We start from the raw sequence: 25,497 nt of genomic DNA, 5'->3' as shown, positions 1-25,497 counted from the left end.
TTTCTAGCCTCGCACGCAGCGTTCGCGTCCTCCCTCGCCCAGATGGAGAATGCTATTCTCTGCACAGAGAGTTGGGTGTGCACACGGTGGACGCGGTGGGTCTTGGTCGTTGGCTGGACGCCAATGACGCGCCGGGCACCGGCGTGGAACCGGCGCTGGAACGACTGACCGGCGGCTCACAGAACACCCTCTACCTGGTGCGACGGGGCGATCATCGCATGGTGCTGCGGATGCCGGGCGCCCGTGCGGACGCGGCCCGCATCGACGGGTTGCTGCGGGAGATCCGGCTCGTCCGGGCACTGGCGGGCACCGACGTGCCCCATGCCGGGCTGATCGCGGCCGACGAGACCGGCACCGTGCTCGGCGCGCCGTTCTACGTGATGGCGGCGATCGACGGGTGGAGCCCGATGGACGGGGGGTGGCGGGCGCCCTTCGACACCGACCTGGGCGCGCGGCGCGGTCTGGCGTTCGAGTTGGTCGACGGTGCCGCCAGGCTGGGCCGGGTGGATTGGCGCGCCCGAGGTCTCGAAGGGTTTGGCCGCCCGGACGGCTTTCACGAGCGACAGGTCGATCGCTGGCTGACGTTTCTCGGCGCCTACCGGGTGCGCGAGCTGCCCGGCCTGGACGAGGCCTCGGATTGGTTGCGCCGCAACCGGCCCGCGCATTACACGCCGGGCATCATGCACGGCGACTACCAGTTCGCCAACGTGATGTTCACGCACGGGGCGCCGGCCCGGCTGGCCGCGATCGTGGACTGGGAGATGACCACCGTCGGCGATCCGCTGCTGGATCTGGCGTGGGCGCTGCTGGGGTATGACGGCGAACGGCCCCGCGACGACGGGTTCTACCTGGACATGCGCGGCATGCCGCCGCGCGGCGAATTGCTCGAGCACTACGAGAAGGTCAGCGGGCTTTCCACCGAGAACATCGACTACTACCTGGTGCTGGCCAACTGGAAGCTCGGAATCGTGCTGGAGAAGACGTATGCGGCCGCGGTGAGGACCGGCAGGGTCGATCCCAAGATCACCGAGGCGCTCGGGTCGATGATCCCGCGGCTCATTGCCACCGCGGCCGAGCTCGCCCGGACCAGGCCGACCAGGGGGCGCTGAAATGGGTTATGCGGACCAGCTTTTCGACCTCACCGACCGGGTGGTGCTGATCACCGGCGGCAGCCGCGGACTGGGGCGTGAAATGGCTTTTGGCGCGGCCCGATGCGGAGCCGACGTGGTGATCGCCAGCCGCGACATGGACAACTGCGTGGCCACCGCCGCCGAGATCGCGGCCGAGACGGGCCGCTCCGCCATGGCCTATCAGGTGCACGTGGGGCGCTGGGATCAGCTCGACGGCTTGGTCGAGGCGACCTACGACCGGTTCGGCAAGGTCGACACGTTGATCAACAACGCGGGCATGTCGCCGCTCTACGACAGGCTGACCGACGTCACCGAGAAGCTGTTCGACGCGGTGGTCAACCTGAACCTCAAGGGCCCGTTCCGGTTGTCGGCGTTGGTGGGCGAGCGGATGATGGCCGCCGGACGTGGGTCCATCATCAATGTCAGCTCCACGGGTTCGCTGCGTCCGAACGGCGGCATCATTCCCTACGCCGCGGCCAAGGCCGGGCTCAACGCCATGACCGAAGGGCTCGCGCAGGCCTTCGGGCCGGCCGTGCGGGTCAACACGCTAATGGCGGGGCCGTTCCTGACCGACATCAGCAAGGCGTGGAATCTTGATAAAGCGACCCAGAACCCGTTCGGCCACCTTTCGCTGCGACGCGCCGGGAATCCGTCCGAAATCGTCGGCGCCGCATTGTTTCTGGCGTCTGACGCGTCCAGCTTCACCACCGGCTCAATCCTGCGGGCCGACGGCGGAATCCCCTGACGTGGCGATCGCAAGCGCGGCGGAGCCGGGCCCAACGGGCCGCCACCAATGAGAGACAGGAGCATTCGAATGTCTTGGGACTTCTCCACCGAACCGGAGTTCGAGAAAAGGCTCGACTGGATCCGGGAGTTCGTGCGCGAAGAGGTGGAACCGCTCGAAGTGCTATTCCCCGGCTGCGAATTCCTGCCGCTGAATGCCGAGCGGCGCCGCATCGTCGATCCGCTCAAGCAACGAGTTCGCGACAACGGCTTGTGGGCACCGCATTTGGGCCCCGAACTCGGCGGGCAGGGCTTCGGCGCGGTCAAGCTGACGTTGATCAACGAGATCCTGGGCCGCAGCCCGTGGGCGCCCATCGTGTTCGGCACGCAGGCGCCCGACACCGGCAACGCGGAGATCCTCGCCCGCTTCGGCACCCAGGATCAAAAGGACCGCTATCTGGCGGGGCTGCTGTCCGGCGAGATCTTCTCCTGCTTCTCGATGACCGAGCCGCAGGGCGGCGCCGATCCCCGCGTCTTCACCACCCGCGCCGTTAGCGACGGCGACGATTGGGTGATCACCGGGCGAAAGTTCGTCTCCTCCAACGCCTCCGTCGCCTCATTTTTCATCGTCGTCGCGATCACCGATCCGGATGTGCCCGTCCATCGCGGCGCCTCGACCTTCCTGGTGCCGGCGGGCACCGAGGGCCTAACCATCGAAGCCAACTACCACCTGGTCGGCGCGGCCGCCCACGAACCCGGACATTCCCTGGTGCGCTACGACGCGGTGCGGGTGGGATCGGACGCGCTGCTCGGCGAACCCGGCCAGGGCTTCATGATCCTGCAGGCTCGGCTGGCCGGCGGGCGGTTGCATCATGCGATGCGGTCGATCGGGGTCGCGCAACGCGCCGTCGACATGATGTCCCGGCGAGCGAAAAGCCGTTCCACCCAAGGCAGTTCGCTGGCCGACAAACAGTTGGTACAACAGTTCATCGCGGACTCCTACACCGAGCTGATGCCGTTCCGGCTGGCGGTCCTGCACGCCGCCTGGCTGATCGACACCGTTGGGGAACATGCGGCTCGCGCCGAGATCGCCGCCTGCAAGATCCTGGCGTCGCAGGTGCTCAAATCGATTGGGCTGCGGGCGATCCAGGTGCACGGCGCGCTGGGCACCACCGACCAGCTGCCGCTGGTCAACGTGCTGCTCGGGGGCGTGGCGCTCGGGCTGGCCGACGGACCCACCGAAGCGCACAAGGTCAACCTGGCCCGCTTGCTGCTCAAGAACTACGAGGCCGAAGACCCGGAGTGGCCCAGCGAATTGCTCAGCATCCGCCGCGAGGCCGCCCTTGCCAAGTACGGTGACCTCGTTGACCAATAGGGTCGCCGCCGCCGTCGAACGCGCACTCGACGACCGTCAGCGAGAGGCCACCGAGGAGGTGGAACGCATCCTGGCCGCCGCGGTGCGGGTCATGGAGCGGGTCGCACCCGAAGCGCCCCGGGTCAGCGACATCGTCGCCGAGGCCGGCTCGTCGAACAAGGCGTTCTACCGGTACTTCGCCGGCAAGGACGATCTCATCCTGGCCGTCATGGAACGCGGGGTGGGCATCGTCGTGTCCTACCTGCAGCATCAAATGGCCAAGGAATCCAGGCCGCAGGACAAGGTCGCGCGCTGGATCGAGGGCACCCTGGCGCAGGTCGCCGACCCGCACCTGATCAGCATGAGCCGGGCGGCGGCCGGCCAGATGGCGGCCAGCATGCATTGGCGCGCGGCCGACCAGGAAATGATGCGACCGCTGCGCGACTTGCTGATCGAGCCGGTCACCGCGCTGGGCAGCGCCGACCTCGACCGCGATGTCGAGGCCGTGTTCGGCTGCACGGCCGCCGCCATGCGACGGTACGTCGGCTCCGCCGACCGTCCCGGCCCCGCGGACATCGAGCACCTGGTGCGGTTCTGCCTGCGCGGTCTGGGGGCCGGCTGATGGGTGCGGTCGTCTGCCCCTCCTATAGTCCGCCCGAGAACCTGGAGATCTGCGATGTCCCGAGCCCGTGGCGCTCTAGTACGCCGAGAAGACGCAAAAGCCCCCAAAATCGCTCATTTTGGGGTGCTCCTGACCTATCCGTGGGTTGATGGGTTGGAAGTTTCTTCTTGCTCCCTTCCGCGATAGTTGCTCGTTGGCGCTGCCTGCGTGGGAGGTGTCCATGTGGAGCCCCCCGAGCGCAGCGAGGCGGAACGACATGGACACCGACGCGCGGGTGGCGCAGAATCGGCGACGCTGCGGAAGGGGCCCGCCAGGGGTGCCCTGGTGGGGTGTTAGCCGCGGCCGGGCAGTGTGGGGCGGTGGCCGCCGAGGGCGAGCATGGCCAGCGCGATCAGTGCGGCGGGGTTGTGAAACCCGAACGCGACGCGGGTCAGGACCCGGATTTTGGTGTTGGTGGATTCGATCAGTCCCTGGGACAGGCCGTGGTCGAGGGCGGCGTCGATGGCCTGGCGGTGGCGCACGATGCGGCCGGCCAGCTCGACGAATACCGGGATGCGGCAGCGCCGCGCCCAGGAGATCCACCGGTCCAGGGCCTGTTTGCCTTCCTCGCCCTTGACCGAAAACACGTGCCGTAGGCCCTCTTTGAGCAGATAGGCACGGTATAGCCGGGGATCGGTCTTGGCGATCCAGGCCAGTTTGGCGGTTTGACGTTCGCTGAGGTCTTCGGGGTTTTTCCACAGCGCATAGCGGGCACCCTTGAGCCGCCGTGCCCGCTCATGACCCGGCCGCGGCGCGGTGTTCTTGGCGGGCCGGCCACGGCCCCATTTGGCCTCGGTACGCGCCAGCGTCCGCGCGTCATTCCAGGCCCGGCGCCGCTCGGCGTCCAGGGCCTCGGTGGCCCAGGCCACCACGTGAAACGGATCGGCGCAACGGATCGCGGCCGGGCAACGCTCGGCGACGACGTCGGCGATCCAGTCCGCCGCATCGGCGGACACATGGGTGATCTGCGCGGCCCGGTCGGCACCCAGCGCGTCGAAGAAGCGCCGCAGGGTGGCGGTGTCGCGTCCGGGCGCGGCCCAGATCAGGTGGCCGCTGTCGTGGTCGACCACCACCGTCAAATACTTGTGGTGGCGTTTGTAGGCAATCTCGTCAATGCCGATACGACGCAGATTGGCGAACCGATCGACGGTCTTTTCGGTGTCGGCCCACACCCGGGCCACGACTGCCCCCCACGGTGCGCCAGGCGATTCGCATCAGTTCGCACACCGCGGTTTTCGAGCAGGCCACCGCCAGCCAGGCCACCGTGTCATCAAAGGCAAACGTGTGTCCAGCATGGTGACGCGCCCACGGCACCATCACCACGGTCGGCCCATGGGCGGGGCAATTCACCCGCGGCGCCTCGGCCTCCAAAAAACACCCGGATCGTGCCCAAGTCCAAGCCCCGCCACCGCCGCGGTCCCTCACCCCGGTCATACCAGGGCGCCTTGCGTTGACAGCGGCCACAGCGGCCCGACATACCGCTGCGCGAGCGCACCCGCGCCACCACCAACTCCGCGCCATCGCCGTCTTCAGCGAACTCGATGTCCTCGATTACCGTGCGGCGGTCGACACCAAGCAGCGCACGCCATAGCCTCACATTGCGCACGTCGTTGCTGGCTCCTTTGGTTTCGGACCCTTCACAAGCCAGAAACCTTAAGCCACAACGGCGTGCGCCCCTACTTCGCTGCTATCCACCCACGGAACTGTCAGAAGAGCCCATTTTGGGGCTTTTGCGTCTTCTCGCGGCACTAGGGCGTGACGATGTTGAAGTTCGGATCCGGCTCATCGAGTGCACCCAGCAGCGACTGCAACGCCGTCTGATCACCGGACACTTGAAGCCCGGGCGAGCTGAGATCGCCGCTCGCCGCGAGCAGCAGCCGAAACTTGGTGTCCAGCTTGACCGTAGCGGTCGCCGTCGCCGGATCGGCGGAAACCTTGCGATGAACCAGCACTCCGTTGCGCAACGTGAGCCGGTAGTTGGTCGCCAGGTCGGCGAACGTGATGTCGACGGTGATGTCGAGGTCCCAGCTGCGCGGGCCGTTGACCCGAATGGCGATGCCGTCGAAGATCTGCTCCGGTGTCAGCTGGGAAAGCAAGGCCGGCGAGGTGGCCTGAGCTGCGGTACCCATGTTGCCGTCCCGCAATTCTGCGGCCCCGCACATGAAGAAGTTGCGCCACGTGGCATTCTCGGCGCCGTAGCCCAACTGCTCGAGCGTGTCGGCGTATAGCTCGCGGGCGGTGGCGTGGTCGCTGTCGGTGAACATCGCGTGGTCGAGCAGGGTTGCCGCCCAGCGGAAGTCACCGGAATCGAACGCCGCCGAAGCGAGTTCGACGACCCGGTCCATCCCGCCGAGCGCCTCGACGTAGCGCGGCGCGAGGGCCTCCGGGGGATGGGGCCACAGCCGGGCCGGGTTACCGTCGAACCAGCCCATGTAGCGCTGGTAGACCGCCTTCACGTTGTGGCTGACCGACCCGTAGTAGCCGCGGGTATGCCAGGCCCGCTCCAGCGCCGGTGGCAGCTGGAACATTTCGGCGATTTCGACGCCGGTATAGCCCTGGTTGAGCAGCCGCAGCGTCTGGTCGTGCAGGTACGCGTACAGGTCCCGTTGCAGCGACAGGTATTCGACGATCTGGTCGTGCCCCCAGGTCGGCCAGTGGTGGGAGGCGAACACCACATCGGCACGGCCGGCGAAGATGTCGATCGCCTCGGTCAGATAGCCCGCCCAGGCATTGGGGTCGCGCACCAGCGCGCCCCGCAGGGTCAGCAGGTTGTGCAGGTTATGGGTGGCGTTCTCGGCCATGCACAGCGCGCGGAACCGCGGGACATAGAAGTGCATCTCGGCGGGAGCCTCGGTGCCGGGCGCCATCTGGAACTCGATTTCCACGCCGTCGATGGTGTGCTTCTCACCGGTCGCCTTGATGGAGACGGTCGGCGCGATGATGGCCACCTCACCGGTCGACGGGGTCTGGCCGAGCCCGCAACCCACCTGCTCTTGGGGTCCGCGCGCCAGCAGGGTGCCGTACATGTACGTCGCGCGCCGCGTCATCGCCGGGCCGGCGTAGACGTTTTCCTGCACCGCGTGCTCGGTGAAGCCTTCGGGCGCCAGCACCGCCACCTTGCCGGCGTCGACGTCCGCCTGCGAGGTGACGCCCAGCACACCGCCGAAATGATCGACATGGCTGTGGGTGTAGATGACCGCGACGACGCGGCGGTCACCGCCCCGGTGGGTGCGGTACAGGCCCAATGCCGCGGCCGCCACCTCGGTGGATACCAATGGATCGATGACGATGACGCCCGTGTCGCCCTCGATGAAGCTGATGTTCGACAGATCCAAACCGCGAACTTGATAGATACCCGGGACGACCTCGTAAAGACCTTGTTTGGCGGCCAGGGTCGATTGCCGCCACAGGCTGGGATGCACCGATGTCGGCGCTTGTCCACCGAGGAACGAGTACGCATCGTTGTCCCACACCACGCGGCCGTCGTCGGCCTTGACGACGCACGGGGACAGGGCCGCAATGAATCCGCGATCAGCGTTGTCGAAATCCGTTGTGTCATCCAGCGGTAGCGAATGTTCGCGATGCGCGGTCTCGATGGCCGCGGTCGGAGGTTTGTGGTCCACCGGCAATACATTGCCATTATTGCAGCCGCCTGGGATAGATGCGGGAACACCGTGCCGGCGACCGACCAGCTAACAAACGAGAAATAGATCTCTCCGGACCCTAGATATCGGGTCCAGTTAACCCGCATACTGCCCAGGCGGTCCTCAAAGCCGATGGACCGCTACGACAGGCAAAGGAGCACAGGTGAAGCGTGGACTAATGGTCGTGGTAGCCGCGGCGACAATCTTGGTCGTGGGTCTGTCCGGTTGCTCGAGCAAGAAGTCGAGCACGGGCAGTAGCGGGACCACAGGTTCAGCCAGCACATCGGCAGCCGGTCCCGGTGCCGCTGGGACGAAGGTCATCATCGACGGGCAGGACCAGCACGTCACCGGTTCCGTCGTGTGCACGACGGCGGGGGGCAACGTCAACATCGCGATCGGTGGGGCAGCGACCGGCATCGCGGCCGTGCTCACCGATGCCAACCCCCCCGAGGTGAAATCGGTTGGGCTCGGCAACGTCAACGGCGTGACGCTGGCATATACGTCGGGTACCGGCCAGGGCAACGCCTCGGCGACCAAGAACGGTAGCAGTTACAAGATCACCGGGACAGCCACCGGGGTCGACATGGCCAACCCGATGCAACCGGTGAACAAGCCGTTCGAAATCGACGTGACCTGCTCCTAGCCCCAACGTTCAGGCGGACGGTTGCCACCCGTCGAGTGGCAACCGCACCGCGAACTCGGTTCGACCGGGCCTGCTGTTCACCGTGATGGTCCCGTTGTGCGCCTTGACGACAGCGGAGACGATTGCCAGACCCAGCCCGGTGCTACCGCCCTTGCGGGAGCGTGAGGTGTCGCCGCGGGCGAACCGCTCGAACATCTCCGACTGCAGTGCTGCCGGAATGCCGGGGCCGTTGTCGATCACCTGCAGCACGGTGTGCGCCGGCTCGCGGCTCAACCGCGTCGTCACGACGGTGCCGGCACCGGTGTGGATGCGGGCGTTGGCGAGCAGGTTCGTCAGCACCTGATGCAGCCGGGCCGCATCGCCGGGGACGACCACCGGTTCTTCGGGCAGGTCGAGCTCCCACCGATGATCCGGCCCGGCGACGTGCGCGTCGCTGACGGCGTCAACCGCCAGCCGCGACAGGTCCACGGGTTCGCGCTGCAGCGGCCGGCCGGAATCCAGCCGGGCCAGCAGCAGCAGGTCTTCGACGAGCCGCGTTATCCGCTCGGTCTCGGATGCCACCCGGCTCATCGCGTGCGCCACCGCCTCGCGATCGTCTCCCATGCGTTGGGTGAGTTCGGTGTAGCCGCGGATCGCGGCCAGGGGGGTGCGCAGTTCGTGACTGGCGTCGGCGACGAATTGGCGCACCCGAGTCTCGCTGGCCTGCCGCGCCGACAGGGCGGCGGCGATGTGGTCGAGCATCCGGTTGAGGGCCGAACCGAGCTGGCCCACCTCGGTGTAGGGGTTTGCGTCGGGTTCGGCGACCCGGATCGGTAACGCGACTTCGCCGCGGTCCAGGGGAATATCGATGACTTCGCGAGCGGTTTGCGCGACGCGCCGCAGCGGCGCGAGCGCTCGCCTGATGATGACAACGCCGGCGATCGTTGCGGCGGCCAGCGCCACCATGGTGACGATCCCGAAAATGATCAGCATCCGGATCATCGTGGCGTCGACGCCTGCCATCGACAGTCCGGTGACGATGACGTCGGCCCGGTTCCGGCTCGGGGCGGCGACGACCCGGTACCGGCCGAGGCCGTCGAGATTCAACGTCACCGGATCGCGGCTGCCCGCGATCGCCGCCAGCTGGGCCTGGGCCTTGTCGCTCAACGCCGCGCGGGCACCGACGCTGGTCAGGTAGCCGGCGTCGACCGTCTTGCCGTCGCTGACCACCGCCCCGACCATGCCGGCCGGCTGGCCCGGGGCATCGAGAAACCTCGGACCGGGGCCCGGCCGCGGGTAATAGCGCGGCTGGTGCCGACGAGGCTGGTCGGGGTACAACACCGCCGAGCGGTACGAAGTCCCGCTGAGCTGCCCGTCGAGCTGCGCCACCAGGTGGTGGTCCAGCGCCAGTTCGGTCGCCGCGGTGATTCCGATGCATACGGTTGTCAGCACGACGACCTGCCCGACCAACAGGCGCAGCCGAAGCGACCAGACTCGCCGCGTGTTAGCGGGCCGGCTTGAGGACATACCCTGCGCCGCGCAGCGTGTGGATCATGGGTTCGCGACCGTTGTCGATCTTCTTGCGCAGGTATGAGATGTATAGCTCGACGATGTTGGACCGGCCGCCGAAGTCGTAGCTCCATACCCGATCCAGGATCTGGGCCTTGCTCAGCACTCGCTTGGCGTTGCGCATCATGAACCGCAGCAGCTCGAACTCGGTGGAGGTCAATGCAATCGGTTCGCCGGCGCGGGTCACCTCGTGACTGTCCTCATCGAGCACCAAGTCGCCAACCACCAACTGCGCGCCGCTGTCCGACGTCGTCACCCCGGTGCGCCGCAGCAGCGCCCGCAAGCGCAGCACTACCTCCTCGATGCTGAATGGCTTGGTGACGTAGTCGTCGCCGCCCGCGGTCAAACCGGCGATGCGATCTTCCACCGCATCCTTCGCCGTCAGCAGCAGCACCGGAAGGCGCGGATTCTCTTCGCGCAACTTGTGCAACACCTCGAGGCCACTCATGTCGGGCAGCATCACGTCGAGCACCACCACGTCGGGCCGCTGGGCGCGGGCCGCCACGATCGCCGACGACCCATCGGCGGCCGTGACAATGTTCCAGCCCTCGTATCGCAATGCCATAGCCACCATCTCGGCGAGGACCGCTTCGTCGTCGACAACCAGCACGGTGATCGGTTGGCCGTCGGCCCGGCACATCACGACACGCTCAACCGGGGTCCGGGAGTGCGTCACAGGCTCAAGTATCCGCGTATGACTAGGCCGACGCTATGTTGCTCCTATGTGCGGGCTGTGAAACTCCTCGCTTCGGCCGGGCCTAATGCCAGTAGCGCCGGCCCGCGACCCGGCGTCCGAGGTTGGTCAAGATAGCCCCTACGACAATCATGGCGAACTCCTTGGCATTACCGGGCTGATGTCGAACGACCGCAGTGAACTGGGTTGGGGCAAACGGCAATCCCTTACTTTCGGGTTGACGCCCAAGTAGTTCAAGGGCCCGACGAGCACCGTCAGGGCAACGGTTCCCGCTGCGGCACAGCTTGTTTGCTCACCTTTGAAATAATTGCGCTGCCACGCCGCGAGGACTCCAACGATTAGCCACACCAGAACAATCGCTCCGACAACTCCGCGACCACGCATGGGTCACCTCCGTTGCGCCCGAGATAATTCCCGTAGTGCAAGCGATACCCACGGCGGCTTGGGCTAAACATGGCGAGGGCGCGGGCCGGCCTCCCTACGGGTGGTGGGCAGCGAGCCACGCCGCGGCTCGGCGCTTCGACGCCCGCGACAACCACGCGTCCTGAATCAGCTCGGTCAGCTCCGTCATGCCGATTTCCGCCAATCGGCTGGCGCGCACCAACACCGAGGGGTGCGCGTCGAAATGGGCCGTGGTGAAGAACGGCGACGCGGGATCCTGCACCAGCGCCAGCTTGTCGCTCTCCGACTCCACCCACAGCATGATGACGTCGGTGTAGCGTTCGCCGGTGACCGGATCGGTTGCGTCCGGCTGGGGCGTGCGGAAGAACACGAACGACTTGCCGCCCACCTGATAGATAGGATTGCCCTTCGGCCCTTCCAGGCGGGTGAGGTGCGGCATGGACGCGGCGACCCGATGCACATCGCCTACCGTGGCGGGTCGATCAGCCATAGCGGCGACAATACGCGCCGCCTGGCCGGTATCTGTAGCATGGGCGACAACCATTGCGGTAAAGGGAGATTGAGATAGCCGTGGCAGACACTTTGTTCGCTGATGTCTCCGAATATCAAGTGCCCGTGGATAACTCATATCCTTACCGCGTGCTTTCGATTCGTGTTTGCGACGGCACTTATCGTGACCATAACTTCGCGCGTAACTATGCCTGGATGCGCGCCGCTTTGGACAGCCGGCGATTGACTTTCGGAATCGTGTATACCTATGTCCGCCCGAATTGGTTGGCCAACGCCAATACCGTGCGTTCGATGATCGACGCAGAAGGCGGCTTGCACCCACGGGTCGCATTGATGCTCGACGTCGAATCGGGCGGTAACCCGCCGGGCGACGGGTCGAGCTGGATTAACCAGCTGTACTGGAACCTGGCCGACTATGCCGGCAATCGCGCGCGAATCATCGGGTACGCCAACGCATACGACTTCTTCAACATGTGGCGGGTGCGCCCGGCGGGGCTACGCGTCATCGCAGCGGGCTACGGGTCCAATCCGAACCTGCCCGGGCAGGTCGCGCATCAGTACACCGACGGCAACGGCTACAGCCCCAACCTGCCGCAAGGCGCTCCGCCGTTCGGCCGGTGCGACATGAACTCCGCTGACGGACTGACACCGCAACAGTTTGCCGCCGCCTGCGGCATCGCAACGAAGGGAGGACTGCTGATGGCGCTCACTGACGAAGAACAGGCCGAACTGTTGACCAAGGTCCGCGAGATCTGGGATCAGCTGCGCGGACCCAACGGTGCCGGCTGGCCGCAGCTCGGGAAGAACAGCCAGGGCCAGGACCTGACGCCCGTCGACGCGATCGCCGCGATCAAGACCGACGTGGAGACCATACTGTCCGGGTGAGCGGCGAAGCTCCGCTCGCACGGGCAATGGGCGCGCCGCGACCAGCCCGGCGCCGCGACCGCGCGCGCCGTTCGCTACCCCGTTCGCCCGGGATCGCCGTACAGCAGGCCTCCGGAACCGCCCGCACCGGCGGACCCGTCGCGTCCGTGGCTGCCAGCTTGCAGGTTGGCCCCACCCGCCCCCGGCGCACCGCCGGCACCACCATTGCCGATCAGCCGGGCCGCTCCACCGCTGCCACCGTTGCCGCCGTTGCCGCCGCTGACGTCGATGGGGGTAGCAGCACCGCCACCGCCACCGGCCCCGCCGGCACCGCCGCCGCCGTACCACCAGCCACCGGCACCACCGGTGCCGCCAGTGCCGCCGACACCAGCCCGTGTGAACCCGGCACCTCCCGTGCCGCCATCCCCTCCAGCGCCCCCTGTACCTATGAGCCCGGCCGCGCCACCAACCCCACCCACGCCACCGGCGCCGCCGTCGGTGATGGGCCCTAGACCACCGCCACCACCCGCGCCACCGGCACCACCCATGCCGACCAGCGATCCACCGGCGCCACCGGCACCACCGGCTCCGCCCGCACCGGCACCATTCACCCCCGTGTCACCTCCAGTTCCCCCAATCCCGCCGGCGCCACCGGCACCGAACAACCCCGCGGCGCCGCCGGCGCCGCCAGTTCCGCCGGTCCCGCCAAATGCGCCGCTGAAGTCGCCGGTTCCGCCTTCACCACCCCGCCCGCCGGCGCCGGCCTGGCCACTCAGCAGGCCGGCAGCACCGCCGTTGCCGCCATTTCCTCCGCTGCCGCCGTCCGCCAACTGGAGGCCAGCGTTGGTGCCGGCGGCACCGCCAATTCCCCCTTGCCCACCGGCCCCACCGGAGCCCCACAGCCCAGCGGCTCCACCGGCGCCGCCGTTGCCGCCGTTGTCGCCGTTCACAGCCGGTCCACCGGCCGCACCTTGCCCACCCGGCCCGCCGGCTCCGCCGTTGCCATAAAGCCACCCACCGTGACCGCCGGCCCCACCGGCGGCACCGGTGCCACCTAACGCGCCGTTGCCGCCGTTGCCGATCAACCCCGCGGCACCGCCGCCACCGCCAGCCTGACCGGCACCGCCCGGCGCGCCGTTACCGCCGTTGCCGTACAACAACCCACCGGCACCCCCGTTGCCCCCCGGGGTCGTCGCGTCGGCGCCGTTGCCGATCAGCGGACGCCCCAGCAACGCCCTGGTGGGCGCATTGACCACGTCGAGCGCGGCTTGCAACGGGCTGGCGTTGGCCGCCTCGGCGGCCAAATACGATCCCGCACTCGACGTCAACAACTGCACGAACCGCTGATGAAACGCGCTGGCCCGAGCGCTGAGCGCCTGATACTCCTCGGCATGCCCGGCGAACAACGACGCCACCGCCACCGATACCTCATCACTACCCGCGGCAACCAACCCCGTGGTAGGAGCGGCCGCCGCCACGGTCGCCGCGCTCAGCGCCGAACCGACGCCTGCCAAATCCGTTGCAGCCGAAGCCAGTAATTCTGGAACCGCTAGCACATACGACATCGACTTTCTCCCACTTCGGTGATCATCCGAACGGTCGGCAGAAATACACTGTAAGGCGACCCAAACCGCAAGCTTCCACGTTTAAGAAATCTCACTGATCTACACCAGCCCGGTCACCCGGCGACAAGAATGCGCTCAGGTGGCCCGGCGCTGCGCGGATACGAAAAACGTTGGCGGTATAGCGTCTTCGCCCTCATGCGGTGCAGCGCGGCCATAGCGATCCAGCAGTTCGGCGAGCAACCCGGGATTCGCGTAGACGCTCCACATCCCCTCGCCCGCCGCGTCCACAAACACCCGCGCGAACGGGTCGTTGATGAGCGGATTTTCGCTCTCGGTCTCCGCGGCACGAGCGGCCGCCACACCGAGCGCGGTGGCGCCCACACTCTGGGTGATGTCCCAGGAATCGTCGTCGGTACGTGGCATCGCGATACCTCCCTCACCGGGCGCCAGCCGGATCGTCAGTTTCGCAAACTATTTTTCCAGCCGCCGGGGCCTCGGGCCGCTCGTCAGGAGTGCCCTACGCTTTTTCCCAGGCGGTCTACAGGTTAGGGAGGAGCGTCATGACACGGACGCTGCAGCAAGTATTCGCCCACCACGGCAAAGCGCTCGCCGCGGGCGACCTCGACGAGATCGTCGCCGATTACGCCGATGATTCCGTGTTCATCACGCCGTCCGGCGTGGCGCGCGGCAAAGAAGGCATTCGGAAGGCGTTCGCCAAGCTGCTCGACGATCTGCCCGATGCGGCCTGGGACCTGAAGACCCAGATCTTCGACGGCGACGTGCTGCTCCTCGAGTGGACCGCCGATTCCACGGTGAACCGGGTTGACGACGGCGTCGACACTTTCGTGTTCCGGGACGGCGTGATCTGGGCGCAGACGGTCCGATACACCGCACGCCCCAAGGGCTGACGTCCGTGGACGATGTGGACCTCAGGGCGGTAGCCGAGTGGATGTCCACACAGGGACTGGGCGAGGGTCCCTTGGAAGGCGTTTCCCGGGTCACCGGCGGGACGCAAAACGTCATGCTGAAGTTCAGCAGGTCCGGCCGAGCCTATGTGCTGCGTCGGGGACCGCGGCACCTGCGTCCGCGCAGCAACAGCGTGATGCTGCGGGAAACCAGGGTGCTCGCGGCGCTGGCCGGCACCGACGTCCCCCATCCACGCCTGATCGCCACCTGCGCCGACCCCGGCGTCCTCGGTGACGCCGTCTTCTATCTGATGGAGCCGATCGACGGATTCAACGCCGGCGAAGGGCTGCCACCGCTGCACGCGGGCGATCCCACCGTGCGATTCCAGATGGGGCTGTCGATGGCCGACGCGCTGGCCAGGCTCGGCGCCGTCGACCACGTCGCGGTGGGTCTGGGCGACTTCGGCAAGCCGGAAGGATTCCTGGAACGCCAAGTGCCGCGCTGGCTTTCGGAGCTGGAGTCCTATCAAGAGTACGAGAACTACCCGGGTCCGCGGATCCCGGGAGTCGCCCAGGTGGCTTCCTGGCTGGACGGCCACCGACCGGCCACCTGGGCGCCCGGCATCATGCACGGCGACTACCACGCCGCCAACGTGATGTTCTCCCGCACCGGGCCGGACGTGGTGGCCATCGTCGACTGGGAGATGTGCACGATCGGTGATCCGCTGCTGGATCTGGGCTGGCTGCTGGCCACCTGGCGCCAGCCGGACGGGTCCAGCGTGTTCAGCCACGCTCTCGGCGGCCAGGATGGATTGGCCAGCACCGACGACCTGCTACACCGATACGCGCGGAACACCACCCGCGACCTGTCGCAGATCACCTGGTACGCGGTGTTGGCATGTTTCAAGCTCGGCATCGTGATCGAGGGCACGCTGGCTAGGGCCTGTGCGGGCAAGGCCGACAAAGGGGTCGGCGACCAACTGCACGCCGCCACGGTGCAGCTGCTCCAACGGGCGTTGGGCCTGATCGAGACGCGGCCCTGAATTGGCGGCCGACCGGCTACTGACTCCGGTTTGTGCGCCCGGCCCGACTGCACGACGCGCTGGACCTCGCGCAGCTCTATCACCGTGCGTCGATAGCCTCAATGCGTGAATGTGGGAGATTCGGTCAGGCAATCACTCGACCACTGGGCCAGGCAGGAGTGGGACACCGCGATGTTCCACGCATGCAACGCTGTCAACGGAACCGCGAAGAAGCGATATCCGCAGCTGGGGGTTGCAAGCCGGTTCAGGCGAACCATCCGAGACTCGCTTGACATCTTCCACGTGATGGCGGCACCCGGCATCGACTTCACTCAGACTCGCTTCCCGGTAGCGGTGAAGTCGGATCTGCCCGACAAGCGTCCCGACATCGCCGACGTGCTGTACGGCATTCACCGCCGCACTCACGACCACGGCGACGAACTGCCCAAGGGATTCGAATTGACTCGCCACGGGTCGCGCGACGCAACGGTGTCTGTATGGCGTGACGGGAAGATCCAGCTTCCCGCGGCGGCCGTGCTCGGGCTGTTGGCAATCGCCGTGTTTGCGCCGGAGAACAAGGGTGAAGTCATACCCATCAACTATCAGCTCAGCTGGTATCAGCACCAATTTCAGATCAGCGGTTGGTGGGGCTGGCAAGAGCACTTTCGCGAGATCATCAGCGGCGCCCAGTTCTCACATCAGGTCCTCGACTTCGGTAAGCGGTGGGACGAGTGGACACCACTGTGACGACCACCTCGTGCAGGCACACCGTCCTGGCCGACTGCGACACGTTCGCTCACCCACCCGATCGCTGGGTATATGAATGGGTTTCCGGACGCTCAGCGGTGACGGCGACCCGGCGATTTGTTGCTGTTGCGGAAGGCGCGAAAGGCTAGGTCATGCTTCGCGTGGGACGCGGTATTGCCGATATCACCGGCGAGTCAGCGGATTGCGGCATGCTCGGCTACGGCAAGGCCGATCAGCGCGCGGCCGGTATCCACCTTCGACTTCGGTCTCGGGCGTTCGTCTTCGACGACGGGCATGCGCGCTTACTGCTGGTTGTGGCTGAGCTGCCACTGCCTATGCAAAACGTGACCGATGAAGTACTGCGGCGGCTGGCGGATTCCTATGGCGATACCTACTCGTTGCGGAACACACTGATAACGACGACCCACACGCATTCCGGGCCCGGCGGGTACTGCGGACACCTGCTGTACAACCTGACGACGAGCGGTTTCCGCCCGGCGACATTCGCGGCGATCGTCGACGGAATTGTCGAATCGGTGAACCATGCACACGGCGATGTGGCGCCGGCCGAGGTGACGCTATCCCACGGCGAGTTGCACGGCGCAAGCATCAATCGTTCACCATCGGCGTTCGACCGCAACCCGCCGTCCGACAGAGCATTCTTCCCGAGCCGCATCGACCCCCATACCACGCTGGTGCGTATCGATCGGGGTGACCGCACCGTGGGCGCGATCCATTTCTTCGCCACCCACGGCACGAGTATGACCAATCGCAACTGCCTGATCTCCGGGGATAACAAGGGCTTCGCCGCTTATCACTGGGAACGCACTGTGGGCGGCGCGGATTACCTCGCCGGTCAGCCCGACTTCATCGCTGCGTTCGCGCAGACGAACGCGGGCGACATGAGCCCGCACGTCGACGGGCCCATCACTGGCGCATCCACACCGCACCGGGAGTTGGAGAACACCCGCCGTACAGGGTTGTGCCAGTTCGAGGATGCATGCGCGCAGTTGAACAACGCGACACCGATCGGCGCCGGCATCGATGCCCGGTTCACCTATGTCGATCTCAGCTCGGTTCTCGTGCGGGGCGAATACGCGCCCGACGGTCAACCGCACCGTACCGGGCGCCCGATGATTGCCGCCGCGACCATGGCGGGGACCGACGAGGGCGAAGGGTTCCACGGCTTTCATCAAGGCCGAAACCCGTTCTGGGACAGATTATCCAGTGCCATCTACCGGTTGGCGACGTCGGCGCGGGCGGTACACGCTCCCAAAGGCGTAGTGGTGCCCGCCCACCTGGTGAACCGGATACATCCGTTTGTCGAAGAAGTCGTTCCCATTCATCTCGTGCGGATCGGCCGGCTCTATCTGATCGGCATCCCGGGCGAGCCGACCATCGTCGCGGGCCTTCGACTGCGTCGCACGGTGGCTTCGATCGTTGGCGCCGACCTGGCCGACGTGCTCTGCGTGGGCTACTGCAATGCCTACATCCATTACGTGACGACGCCCGAAGAGTATCTGGAACAGCGCTACGAGGGTGGAAGCACATTGTTTGGCCGGTGGGAATTGCCCGCCCTGATGCAGACCGTAGCCGGACTCGCCACCGCAATGCGAGACGGCCGTCCGGCAACGCCGACCCAGGCTCCCCGGCCCAAGCGACCGCTGAGCTGGGTCCGCAACCCCCCAGCCGATAGCGGATCGTTTGGAACAGTTGCCGCTGAGCCATCTGCGACCTACCGACCCGGCGAGACTGTAGAAGCCGTATTTGTCAGCGCACTGCCCAATAACGATCTGCGCCGCAAGCACACCTATCTCGAAGTGCTACGCCACGAAGGGACGGTTTGGATACGAGTAGCCGACGACGGCGACTGGTCGACGCGCTTCCAATGGCAGCGGCACGGGCGGAATGGGTCGCGCGTCACCATCAGTTGGGATATTCCTGCCGATACCCCACCCGGGCGATACCGAATCGTGCACCACGGCAGCGCACGAGACCGCGCCGGCGCGCTAGCGGCATTTACGGGAACGACCCGCGAGTTCGCTATCTGCTGACTCGGGAAGCGGCGGGCTGGGCGACCACCGCTGGCAGCGAGCGCGCCCGAAGGGATTCGAACCCCCAACCTTCTGATCCGTAGTCAGATGCTCTATCCGTTGAGCTACGGGCGCCAGTCTTCAGTTGTCCGCTCCCAAAACTCCGCGGAGGCGAGAGGATTTGAACCTCCGGTCCCCTTGAAGGGGGACAACTCATTAGCAGTGAGCCCCATTCGGCCGCTCTGGCACGCCTCCATGGACCTCCCGAGGGTACCCGACCATCCTCGGAATCCCGGAACCGCCGGGGGCATAGCGTACCCAGCGGCAACATATGCTGTCGACGTGACCGCCCGCCTGCGTCCCGCGCTGGCCGGCCTACCAGTTTATGTACCTGGCAAGACGGTTCCGGGCGCCATCAAACTGGCCAGCAACGAGACGGTGTTCGGCCCGCTGCCCAGCGTCCGCGCCGCCATCCAACAGGCCACCGACGTCATCAACCGCTACCCCGACAACGGCTGCGTGGCGCTCAAGTCGGCGCTGGCCAAGCACCTCAGCTCGGAGGGTTCTGCCGATTTCGCGCCCGAGCACGTCGCCGTCGGCTGCGGTTCGGTCAGCCTGTGCCAGCAGCTCGTGCAGATCACCGCCGCGGTGGGCGACGAGGTCATCTTCGGATGGCGCAGCTTTGAGCTCTATCCGCCCCAGGTCCACGTCTCCGGAGCCACCCCCGTCCAGGTGCCGTTGACCGACCACACCTACGACCTCGATGCCATGCTCGCCGCGGTCAACGAACGCACCCGGCTGATCTTCGTCTGCAACCCGAACAATCCGACGTCCACCGTCGTCGACCCGGGCGCGCTGACGCGGTTCGTCCAGGCGGTTCCGCCGCACATCCTGATCGCGATCGACGAGGCCTACGTCGAGTACGTTCGCGACGGCATGCTGCCCGACAGCCTTGGGCTGGCCCGCACTCACAGCAACGTCGTTGTGCTGCGGACCTTTTCGAAGGCGTACGGGCTGGCGGGCTTGCGCGTCGGCTACGCGGTCGGTCATCCCGAGGTGATCACCGCGCTGGACAAGGTCTACGTGCCGTTCACGGTGTCCAACATCGCGCAGGCCGCCGCTGTCGCCTCGCTGGACGCCGCCGACGAGCTGCTGGCCCGCACCGACGCCGTGGTCGCCGAGCGTGTCCGGGTGGGCGCCGAGTTGCGCGCCGCGGGGTTCACGCTGCCGCGCTCGCAGGCCAACTTCGTCTGGCTGCCGCTGGGATCCCGCACCCGGGACTTCGTGGAACAGGCCGCCAACGCGCGCATCGTGGTGCGCCCGCACGGCACCGACGGTGTCCGCGTCACCATCGGCGCGCCGGAGGAAAACGACGCCTTGTTGCGGTTCGCCCGTGGCTGGATTGCGCGATGAGCACGGCACGCCAAAGGTTCACCGAACTCAAGGAACGCGGCGGCGATATTCCCGACGCCGAGCTGGACGATTTCTGGGCGACGCTGCCGCCGGCGACCATCGACGACATGCTGGGGGAGTGGAAGGGCGGCGAGTTCGTCACGGGCCACCGGATGAACGGCCAATTGGAGAAGGCAGGCTGGTTCGGCAAGACCTTCAAGTCGGCGGGCGACGTGCAGCCGCTGGTGTGCCTGGACGCCGAGGGCAACAAGTTCTCCAACGTCGCGATGGGCAAGGGCGAGGCGAGCCTGTGGCTGGAAGACTTCCGCGGCGAGGTGACCGCGACGATGGTCTATGACGGTCAGCCCGTGCACGACCATTTCAAGAAGATCGACGACGACGCCGTGATGGGCATCATGAACGGCAAGGGCGTCGTCGACAACGGCCGGTACTTCTACTTCTACCTCGAGCGGGTCTAGCGGCCCGCGTTCGGCCTCGCCGGGTTGCGGCCGGTGAACGCCACCAGCCGGTGCAGGGCGCTGGCATCGTCGGGCACGGCGATCGGGTCATCGAAACCGGCCACGCTGCGTTCGTCCGGCTTGATGAGCTTGCGGGCCAGCCCCAGCACGTAGTCGCACAGCGAATCCGGGAATTCGACGTCGCATCCGACCGCGACAGCGTAATCCCAGGCGTGCACCAGGAATTCAATCGAAAACACGGAGACCGCGACCTGGGCAGTCATCGAGCCGGGACCCAGCGGCACCGCGCCCTCCAAACCGTGCCGGTGCCAGGCGTCGAGGGCTGGCCGGGCCGCGCCGATCACCAGGCCTTCTACTGAGTCGGTGTCCTCGCTGATGGCGAATTCGGCACCGACCATGCCGCCAAGGACCATGATCGAATGGAGCAGATGCTCGGTGAGCTCCTTGACGTTGTACTCCGAGCACGGCGTCTGCGTGAACTTGTCGTCGGCGGCGATGGTGCGCAGGACCTGTTGGAGCACCCCGAGTGAGGCTTCGGCGCTGGCCAGCTCGTCGACGGGCGGGGAATCTGGACCGGGTCGCGACTCTGGGGGCATGGTCCCCACGCTACGGTCTGCACATGGGCGAAACATACGAATCCGTCACCGTTGAGATCAAAGACCAGGTCGCACAGGTGACGCTGATCGGACCGGGCAAGGGCAACGCGATGGGGCCCGCCTTCTGGTCGGAGATGCCAGAGGTGTTCGCAGCGCTGGACGCCGACCGCGACGTGCGGGCCATCGTCATCACCGGATCGGGCAAGAACTTCACTTATGGCCTCGACGTGCCCGCGATGGGCGGCATGTTCGCCCCGTTGATGGCCGACGGCGCGCTGGCCCGCCCCCGCACGGACTTCCACGCCGAGGTGCTGCGTATGCAGAAGGCGACCAACGCCGTCGCCGACTGCCGCACCCCCACCATCGCGTCGATACACGGCTGGTGCATCGGCGGCGGCGTCGACCTGATCTCCGCGGTCGACATCCGCTACGCCAGCGCCGACGCCAAGTTCTCGGTGCGGGAGGTCAAACTCGCGATCGTCGCCGACATGGGCAGCCTCGCCCGCCTGCCGCTGATCCTGAACGACGGGCACCTGCGGGAACTCGCGCTGACGGGTAAGGACATCGACGCGGCCCGGGCCGAAAAGATCGGACTGGTCAACGACGTCTACGAGGACGCCGACGCCACGTTGGCCGCCGCCCATGCGACCGCCGCGGAGATCGCCGCCAATCCGCCGCTGGCGGTCTATGGCGTCAAGGACGTCCTGGACCAGCAGCGCATTTCCGCCGTCTCGGAGAACCTGCGGTACGTTGCCGCATGGAACGCGGCCTTCCTGCCGTCCAAGGACCTGACCGAGGGGATCTCGGCGACGTTCGCCAAGCGCCCGCCGCAGTTCACCGGCGAATAAAGCTGGCGCCATGACCCCCGACGGCAAGATCCGCGTGCCGGCCGACCTAGACGCCGTCACCGCGATCGGCGAAGAAGACCATGCCGAGATCGACAGCGCGGCCGTCGAGCGGATCTGGCGGGCGGCACGGCACTGGTATGCGGCCGGCATGCATCCCGCGATCCAGTTGTGCATCCGGCACCGCGGGCGGGTGGTGCTCAACCGCGCGATCGGCCACGGCTGGGGCAACGCCCCGACCGATGATCCCGACGCGGAAAGGATCCCGGTCACGACGGACACACCGTTCTGTGTGTACTCCGCGGCCAAGGCCATCACCGCGACCGTGATCCACATGCTCGTCGAACGGGGATACTTCGCGCTCGACGATCGTGTCTGCGACTACATCCCCACCTACACCAGCCACGGCAAGCACCGCACCACGATCCGGCACGTGATGACCCACAGCGCGGGCGTCCCGTTCCCGACCGGGCCCAGGCCCGACGTCACCCGCGCGGACGACCACGAGTACGCCCAACGAAAGCTCGGCGAATTGAGGCCGATCTACCCCCCGGGATTGGTGCACATCTACCACGCGCTGACCTGGGGACCGTTGGTGCGCGAGATCGTCTATGCAGCCACCGGCAAGGACATTCGCGAGATCCTCGCCAACGAGATCCTCGACCCGCTCGGCTTCCGATGGACCAACTACGGCGTCGCCAAACACGACGTCCCGCTGGTCGCGCCCAGCCACGCCACCGGTCGCCCATTGCCACCGGTGATCGCCGCGATCTTTCGTAAGGCCATCGGTGGAACCGTGCACGAGGTCATTCCCTACACGAACGAGCCGTTTTTCCTCACCACCGTCGTCCCGTCGTCCAACACCGTCTCCACCGCAAACGAGCTGTCGCGGTTCATGGAAATCCTGCGCCGCGGAGGCGAACTCGATGGCGTTCGGATCATGCGACCGGAAACGCTGCGCGACGCGGTGCAGGAATGCCGACGTCTGCGGCCGGACTTCGCCACCGGGCTGATGCCGCTTCGCTGGGGGACCGGATTCATGCTGGGATCGACGCGGTACGGACCGTTCGGCCGCAACGCACCGGCCGCGTTCGGTCATCTCGGCCTGGTCAACATCGCCGTGTGGGCCGACCCCGCGCGCGGGCTGGCCGCCGGATTGATCAGCAGCGGCAAGCCCGGCCGGGATCCCGACGCCGGCCGCCACGGCGCCTTGATGAACACCATCACGGCCGCTATCCCGCCCGGTTGACGACGAGCACCCGACCGGGCAGCGAGGGTGCACAGAATGCCAGCCGTGCCGGCGTGTCGGTGTACAAACACGCGCGCTCGCGGGGCGGGGTTGTGAAGGCGGCAAACGCGGTCACATGGCGGTGGCGGAGGGATTTGAACCCCCGGACGGTTTTGGCCGTCTCTCGCTTTCAAGGCGAGTGCATTAGGCCGCTCTGCCACGCCACCGCTGACAAGGGTAAGCGGTAGCGTGACCGGCATGCGCGCCATCGTCGCCGAATCCGCCGAACAACTCGTATGGCAAGAAGTGCCCGACGTAACCGCCGGGCCGGGCGAGGTGCTCATCAAGGTCGCCGCCGCCGGCGTCAACCGCGCCGACGTGCTGCAGGCCGCCGGTAGGTATCCGCCCCCACCGGGAGCCAGCGAGATCATCGGCATGGAGGTGGCCGGCGTCGTCTCTGCGGTTGGCGCCGATGTCACCAAATGGTTTGTCGGACAGCAGGTTTGCGCTTTGCTGGCCGGCGGCGGATACGCCGAATGCGTCGCCGTTCCCGCCGGCCAGCTGATGCCGATTCCGACGGGTGTCGAGCTCACCGACGCGGCCGGACTACCCGAGGTGGCCTGCACGGTGTGGTCCAACCTGGTGCTGACGGCTCACCTGAGCGCCGGCCAGCTGGTCCTGCTTCATGGCGGGGCGAGCGGCATCGGCAGCCACGCGATCCAGGTCGCGCGGGCGTTGGGCGCCCGGGTGGCGGTCACCGCCGGGTCCCCGGAGAAGCTGCAACTGTGTCGCGATCTGGGTGCCCAGATCGCGATCGACTATCGCAACGAGGATTTCGTCGCACGCGTCAAGGAAGCAACCGGCGGCGCGGGCGCCGACGTGATCCTCGACATCATGGGTGCGGTCTATCTGGACCGCAATATCGACGCGCTGGCCACCGATGGGCAGCTGGTCATCATCGGCATGCAGGGCGGGGTGAAGGCTGAGCTCAACCTCGGCAAGCTACTGGGCAAACGGGCGCGGGTGATCGGCACCACGCTGCGGGCGCGGCCGGTGAGCGGCGCGAACGGCAAGGGCGCCATCGTCGAGGCGGTGACGGCCTCGGTCTGGCCGATGTTTGCCGACGGGCGGGTCCGCCCGATCATCGGCGCGCGGATGCCCGTGCAACAAGCGGCCGACGCGCACCGGCTGCTGGTGTCGGGGAAGGTGGCCGGCAAGATCGTGCTGACTGTCGCGTCCTAGAGCGCGAGCAGACGCGGAATCGCATGAAATCCCTAGCAATTATGCGATTCCGCGTCTGCTCGCCGATCAACCCAGCGACGCCAGCGCGCGCACCAGCTGGTCGACTTCGGCCATCGTCGTGTAGTGCGCCAGCCCGATGGTGACCGCGCCGCCGACGTCATTGACGCCCAGCACGTCGAGCGCGCGCGAAGTGGCGTTGGAGATCGCCAGAATCCCGTTGTCCGCCAACCGTTGCACCACCCGATCGGCCGGTATCCCATGCAAAGCGAAGCTGACCACCGGTATCCGCGCCTCCGGACGGCCGATCAGCATCACCAAGGGCAGCGACCGCAGCGACATCATCAGGTAGTCGAAGATCCGGTTTAGGTAGGAACCGGCGGACTGCATCGACAGCGACAACCGTTCGCGTCGATTCCCGCGGGCGGACTCGTCGAGTGCCGCGAGGTACTCGACGCTGGCGACGACGCCGGCCAGCAGGCCGAACTGATGCGCGCCGACCTCGAGGCGCGCCGGGCCCGCGGCGTACGGGTTCGTCGACACCGAGCCGAAGGTATTGATCAGCGCCGGATCGCGAAATACCATCGCCCCGATCGGCGGGCCACCCCACCCTGCCGCGTTCACCGTCACCACGTCGGCGTCGGTTTCCTTGATATCCAGCAAACGGTACGGCGCGGCGGCGGAGTGATCGACCACCACCAGGCCGCCCACGTCGTGGACCAGCTTGGTCGTCGCCCGCAGATCGGTGACCGCGCCCAGCGTGCCCGACGCCGAGGTGACGGCGACCAGCCGGGTCGACTTGCCGATCAGGCTCTCCCACTGCCACGTCGGCAGCTCGCCGGTCTCGATGTCGACCTCGGCCCACTTCACCTTGGCGCCGTAGCGGTGCGCGGCCCGCAGCCACGGGGCGATGTTCGCCTCGTCGTCTAGGCGGCTGACGATCACCTCGTACCCCAGGCCGGCGCGGGACGACGACGCTTCGGCCAGCGACGACAGCAGCACCGCGCGATCGGCGCCCAGCACGACGCCACCCGGGTCGGCGTTGACCAGATCGGCCACCGCCGCGCGCGCCGCGTCCAGCACCGCCGCGCTGCGCCGCGCGGATGGGTGAGCACCCACTGTGCTCGAGCCGGACCTGCGGAAGGCCGTCGACACGGTGGTCGCGACGGAATCGGGGATCAGCATCCCGGCTGGCGCATCGAAGTGCACCCACCCGTCACCCAGCGACGGATGCAGTCCGCGCACTCGGGCGACGTCATAGGCCATGCCAGCC

At 67.0% G+C, this 25,497-nt stretch carries 23 protein-coding genes, 3 tRNA genes and 2 pseudogenes; 15 read left to right on the top strand and 13 right to left on the bottom strand.

What is annotated here, in order from left to right:
• The first annotated feature begins 77 nt into the window (after nucleotides 1-77).
• From G6N24_RS22030 to G6N24_RS22015, 4 genes are all read left to right on the top strand, one after another.
• Nucleotides 78-1,109, top strand: a complete 1,032-nt coding sequence (locus G6N24_RS22030; RefSeq protein WP_372514553.1) for a phosphotransferase family protein — start codon at nucleotides 78-80, stop codon at nucleotides 1,107-1,109.
• Nucleotide 1,110: 1 nt separating this feature from the next.
• Nucleotides 1,111-1,875 (top strand): SDR family NAD(P)-dependent oxidoreductase, encoded by a 765-nt coding sequence (locus G6N24_RS22025; RefSeq protein ID WP_085163074.1) that lies wholly within the window; start codon nucleotides 1,111-1,113, stop codon nucleotides 1,873-1,875.
• Between the two features lie 69 nt (nucleotides 1,876-1,944).
• Nucleotides 1,945-3,228: an acyl-CoA dehydrogenase family protein gene (locus G6N24_RS22020; protein WP_085163075.1), complete on the top strand. Its 1,284-nt coding sequence runs from the start codon at nucleotides 1,945-1,947 to the stop codon at nucleotides 3,226-3,228.
• Nucleotides 3,209-3,829: a TetR/AcrR family transcriptional regulator gene (locus tag G6N24_RS22015; RefSeq protein WP_085163076.1), complete on the top strand. Its 621-nt coding sequence runs from the start codon at nucleotides 3,209-3,211 to the stop codon at nucleotides 3,827-3,829. Before G6N24_RS22020 ends, G6N24_RS22015 begins: the two co-directional genes overlap by 20 nt.
• 332 nt (nucleotides 3,830-4,161) lie before the next feature.
• Here the strand turns inward: G6N24_RS22015 and G6N24_RS22010 are convergent.
• Both G6N24_RS22010 and G6N24_RS22005 read right to left on the bottom strand, forming a co-directional pair.
• Nucleotides 4,162-5,474: pseudogene (locus tag G6N24_RS22010) on the bottom strand (ISL3 family transposase).
• A gap of 142 nt (nucleotides 5,475-5,616) precedes the next feature.
• Complete coding sequence (locus tag G6N24_RS22005; RefSeq protein ID WP_163745602.1) at nucleotides 5,617-7,497, bottom strand: alkyl/aryl-sulfatase; 1,881 nt, start codon at nucleotides 7,495-7,497, stop codon at nucleotides 5,617-5,619.
• A 178-nt stretch (nucleotides 7,498-7,675) separates the two neighbouring features.
• Here G6N24_RS22005 and G6N24_RS22000 point away from each other — a divergent pair, with 178 nt between their 5' ends.
• A complete protein-coding gene (locus tag G6N24_RS22000) occupies nucleotides 7,676-8,155 on the top strand; it encodes a lipoprotein LpqH (protein WP_085162467.1) in 480 nt (159 codons plus the stop codon).
• A 9-nt stretch (nucleotides 8,156-8,164) separates the two neighbouring features.
• On the opposite strand, the gene G6N24_RS21995 is transcribed toward G6N24_RS22000, so the two are convergent.
• The 4 genes from G6N24_RS21995 to G6N24_RS21980 all read right to left on the bottom strand — a co-directional run bounded on the left by G6N24_RS21995 (nucleotide 8,165) and on the right by G6N24_RS21980 (nucleotide 11,289).
• Complete coding sequence (locus G6N24_RS21995; RefSeq protein ID WP_085162466.1) at nucleotides 8,165-9,661, bottom strand: sensor histidine kinase; 1,497 nt, start codon at nucleotides 9,659-9,661, stop codon at nucleotides 8,165-8,167.
• Nucleotides 9,639-10,343, bottom strand: coding sequence for a response regulator transcription factor (locus G6N24_RS21990; protein WP_085162465.1), 705 nt, complete (start codon nucleotides 10,341-10,343; stop codon nucleotides 9,639-9,641). Before G6N24_RS21990 ends, G6N24_RS21995 begins: the two co-directional genes overlap by 23 nt.
• Before the next feature lie 183 nt (nucleotides 10,344-10,526).
• Nucleotides 10,527-10,781 carry a hypothetical protein gene (locus tag G6N24_RS25165; protein WP_085162464.1) on the bottom strand — a complete coding sequence of 85 codons (255 nt, stop codon included), beginning with the start codon at nucleotides 10,779-10,781 and terminating at the stop codon, nucleotides 10,527-10,529.
• 94 nt (nucleotides 10,782-10,875) lie between these two features.
• Complete coding sequence (locus G6N24_RS21980; RefSeq protein WP_085162463.1) at nucleotides 10,876-11,289, bottom strand: MmcQ/YjbR family DNA-binding protein; 414 nt, start codon at nucleotides 11,287-11,289, stop codon at nucleotides 10,876-10,878.
• Nucleotides 11,290-11,369: 80 nt separating this feature from the next.
• On the opposite strand from G6N24_RS21980, the gene G6N24_RS21975 reads away from it, so the two are divergent.
• Nucleotides 11,370-12,194 (top strand): hypothetical protein, encoded by an 825-nt coding sequence (locus tag G6N24_RS21975; RefSeq protein ID WP_085162462.1) that lies wholly within the window; start codon nucleotides 11,370-11,372, stop codon nucleotides 12,192-12,194.
• Nucleotides 12,195-12,268: 74 nt separating this feature from the next.
• Here G6N24_RS21975 and G6N24_RS21970 read toward each other — a convergent pair whose 3' ends face one another.
• Both G6N24_RS21970 and G6N24_RS21965 read right to left on the bottom strand, forming a co-directional pair.
• Nucleotides 12,269-13,738: a PE family protein gene (locus G6N24_RS21970; RefSeq protein ID WP_085162461.1), complete on the bottom strand. Its 1,470-nt coding sequence runs from the start codon at nucleotides 13,736-13,738 to the stop codon at nucleotides 12,269-12,271.
• 219 nt (nucleotides 13,739-13,957) lie between these two features.
• Nucleotides 13,958-14,161, bottom strand: a pseudogene (locus G6N24_RS21965) (class I SAM-dependent methyltransferase); the annotation flags it as partial.
• Nucleotides 14,162-14,298: 137 nt separating this feature from the next.
• Between G6N24_RS21965 and G6N24_RS21960 the strand changes: the two are divergent.
• From G6N24_RS21960 to G6N24_RS21945, 4 genes are all read left to right on the top strand, one after another.
• The gene (locus G6N24_RS21960) at nucleotides 14,299-14,646 is read left to right on the top strand and encodes a nuclear transport factor 2 family protein (RefSeq protein ID WP_085162460.1); all 348 of its coding nucleotides are present in this window, start codon (nucleotides 14,299-14,301) and stop codon (nucleotides 14,644-14,646) included.
• A 41-nt stretch (nucleotides 14,647-14,687) separates the two neighbouring features.
• Nucleotides 14,688-15,686, top strand: coding sequence for a phosphotransferase family protein (locus G6N24_RS21955; RefSeq protein ID WP_085162473.1), 999 nt, complete (start codon nucleotides 14,688-14,690; stop codon nucleotides 15,684-15,686).
• A 105-nt stretch (nucleotides 15,687-15,791) separates the two neighbouring features.
• Nucleotides 15,792-16,412: a hypothetical protein gene (locus G6N24_RS21950; protein ID WP_085162459.1), complete on the top strand. Its 621-nt coding sequence runs from the start codon at nucleotides 15,792-15,794 to the stop codon at nucleotides 16,410-16,412.
• Nucleotides 16,413-16,564: 152 nt separating this feature from the next.
• The gene (locus tag G6N24_RS21945; RefSeq protein WP_085162458.1) at nucleotides 16,565-18,466 is read left to right on the top strand and encodes a neutral ceramidase; all 1,902 of its coding nucleotides are present in this window, start codon (nucleotides 16,565-16,567) and stop codon (nucleotides 18,464-18,466) included.
• A 41-nt stretch (nucleotides 18,467-18,507) separates the two neighbouring features.
• Here G6N24_RS21945 and G6N24_RS21940 read toward each other — a convergent pair.
• Together G6N24_RS21940 and G6N24_RS21935 are read right to left on the bottom strand one after the other, a co-directional pair.
• Nucleotides 18,508-18,580 (bottom strand) — tRNA-Arg (locus G6N24_RS21940).
• Nucleotides 18,581-18,611: 31 nt separating this feature from the next.
• A tRNA-Ser gene (locus G6N24_RS21935) sits at nucleotides 18,612-18,700 on the bottom strand.
• Nucleotides 18,701-18,787: 87 nt separating this feature from the next.
• Here G6N24_RS21935 and G6N24_RS21930 point away from each other — a divergent pair.
• Both G6N24_RS21930 and G6N24_RS21925 read left to right on the top strand, forming a co-directional pair.
• Complete coding sequence (locus G6N24_RS21930) at nucleotides 18,788-19,858, top strand: pyridoxal phosphate-dependent aminotransferase (RefSeq protein ID WP_163745601.1); 1,071 nt, start codon at nucleotides 18,788-18,790, stop codon at nucleotides 19,856-19,858.
• Nucleotides 19,855-20,316, top strand: a complete 462-nt coding sequence (locus G6N24_RS21925; RefSeq protein ID WP_085162456.1) for a DUF4334 domain-containing protein — start codon at nucleotides 19,855-19,857, stop codon at nucleotides 20,314-20,316. Before G6N24_RS21930 ends, G6N24_RS21925 begins: the two co-directional genes overlap by 4 nt.
• On the opposite strand, the gene G6N24_RS21920 is transcribed toward G6N24_RS21925, so the two are convergent.
• On the bottom strand, nucleotides 20,313-20,912 hold the full coding sequence (locus G6N24_RS21920) for a TIGR03086 family metal-binding protein (protein WP_085162455.1): 600 nt from the start codon (nucleotides 20,910-20,912) through the stop codon (nucleotides 20,313-20,315). The genes G6N24_RS21925 and G6N24_RS21920 overlap by 4 nt on opposite strands.
• 23 nt (nucleotides 20,913-20,935) lie before the next feature.
• Between G6N24_RS21920 and G6N24_RS21915 the strand changes: the two genes are divergently transcribed.
• Together G6N24_RS21915 and lipE are read left to right on the top strand one after the other, a co-directional pair.
• Nucleotides 20,936-21,760: a crotonase/enoyl-CoA hydratase family protein gene (locus G6N24_RS21915; RefSeq protein ID WP_085162454.1), complete on the top strand. Its 825-nt coding sequence runs from the start codon at nucleotides 20,936-20,938 to the stop codon at nucleotides 21,758-21,760.
• A gap of 10 nt (nucleotides 21,761-21,770) precedes the next feature.
• Nucleotides 21,771-23,006, top strand: coding sequence for a lipase LipE (gene lipE / locus G6N24_RS21910; RefSeq protein ID WP_085162453.1), 1,236 nt, complete (start codon nucleotides 21,771-21,773; stop codon nucleotides 23,004-23,006).
• A 116-nt stretch (nucleotides 23,007-23,122) separates the two neighbouring features.
• On the opposite strand, the gene G6N24_RS21905 is transcribed toward lipE, so the two are convergent.
• Nucleotides 23,123-23,212 (bottom strand) — tRNA-Ser (locus G6N24_RS21905).
• A 31-nt stretch (nucleotides 23,213-23,243) separates the two neighbouring features.
• Here G6N24_RS21905 and G6N24_RS21900 point away from each other — a divergent pair.
• A complete protein-coding gene (locus tag G6N24_RS21900) occupies nucleotides 23,244-24,227 on the top strand; it encodes an NAD(P)H-quinone oxidoreductase (protein ID WP_085162472.1) in 984 nt (327 codons plus the stop codon).
• Between the two features lie 66 nt (nucleotides 24,228-24,293).
• On the opposite strand, the gene G6N24_RS21895 is transcribed toward G6N24_RS21900, so the two are convergent.
• Nucleotides 24,294-25,490: a cysteine desulfurase-like protein gene (locus tag G6N24_RS21895; protein ID WP_085162452.1), complete on the bottom strand. Its 1,197-nt coding sequence runs from the start codon at nucleotides 25,488-25,490 to the stop codon at nucleotides 24,294-24,296.
• Nucleotides 25,491-25,497: the final 7 nt, after the last annotated feature.

It is taken from the genome of Mycobacterium lacus (assembly GCF_010731535.1).
GTDB classification, from domain to species: domain Bacteria; phylum Actinomycetota; class Actinomycetes; order Mycobacteriales; family Mycobacteriaceae; genus Mycobacterium; species Mycobacterium lacus.
The sequence above is the reverse complement of the archived record's forward strand: the minus strand, read 5'-3'. Positions and strand labels throughout refer to the sequence as shown.

Bases quoted from the DNA above. Each gene is read 5' to 3' on its own strand.
- G6N24_RS21945 (WP_085162458.1), top strand. From the start codon at position 16,565: ATGCTTCGCGTGGGACGCGGTATTGCCGATATCACCGGCGAGTCAGCG.
- G6N24_RS22020 (WP_085163075.1), top strand. From the start codon at position 1,945: ATGTCTTGGGACTTCTCCACCGAACCGGAGTTCGAGAAAAGGCTCGAC.
- G6N24_RS21895 (WP_085162452.1), bottom strand. From the start codon at position 25,490: ATGGCCTATGACGTCGCCCGAGTGCGCGGACTGCATCCGTCGCTGGGT.
- G6N24_RS21920 (WP_085162455.1), bottom strand. From the start codon at position 20,912: ATGCCCCCAGAGTCGCGACCCGGTCCAGATTCCCCGCCCGTCGACGAG.
- G6N24_RS21980 (WP_085162463.1), bottom strand. From the start codon at position 11,289: ATGGCTGATCGACCCGCCACGGTAGGCGATGTGCATCGGGTCGCCGCG.
- G6N24_RS21955 (WP_085162473.1), top strand. From the start codon at position 14,688: ATGTCCACACAGGGACTGGGCGAGGGTCCCTTGGAAGGCGTTTCCCGG.
- G6N24_RS21990 (WP_085162465.1), bottom strand. From the start codon at position 10,343: ATGTGCCGGGCCGACGGCCAACCGATCACCGTGCTGGTTGTCGACGAC.
- G6N24_RS21915 (WP_085162454.1), top strand. From the start codon at position 20,936: ATGGGCGAAACATACGAATCCGTCACCGTTGAGATCAAAGACCAGGTC.
- G6N24_RS21925 (WP_085162456.1), top strand. From the start codon at position 19,855: ATGAGCACGGCACGCCAAAGGTTCACCGAACTCAAGGAACGCGGCGGC.
- G6N24_RS21995 (WP_085162466.1), bottom strand. From the start codon at position 9,661: ATGTCCTCAAGCCGGCCCGCTAACACGCGGCGAGTCTGGTCGCTTCGG.
- lipE (WP_085162453.1), top strand. From the start codon at position 21,771: ATGACCCCCGACGGCAAGATCCGCGTGCCGGCCGACCTAGACGCCGTC.
- G6N24_RS22025 (WP_085163074.1), top strand. From the start codon at position 1,111: ATGGGTTATGCGGACCAGCTTTTCGACCTCACCGACCGGGTGGTGCTG.
- G6N24_RS21900 (WP_085162472.1), top strand. From the start codon at position 23,244: ATGCGCGCCATCGTCGCCGAATCCGCCGAACAACTCGTATGGCAAGAA.
- G6N24_RS21960 (WP_085162460.1), top strand. From the start codon at position 14,299: ATGACACGGACGCTGCAGCAAGTATTCGCCCACCACGGCAAAGCGCTC.
- G6N24_RS21970 (WP_085162461.1), bottom strand. From the start codon at position 13,738: ATGTCGTATGTGCTAGCGGTTCCAGAATTACTGGCTTCGGCTGCAACG.
- G6N24_RS25165 (WP_085162464.1), bottom strand. From the start codon at position 10,781: ATGCGTGGTCGCGGAGTTGTCGGAGCGATTGTTCTGGTGTGGCTAATC.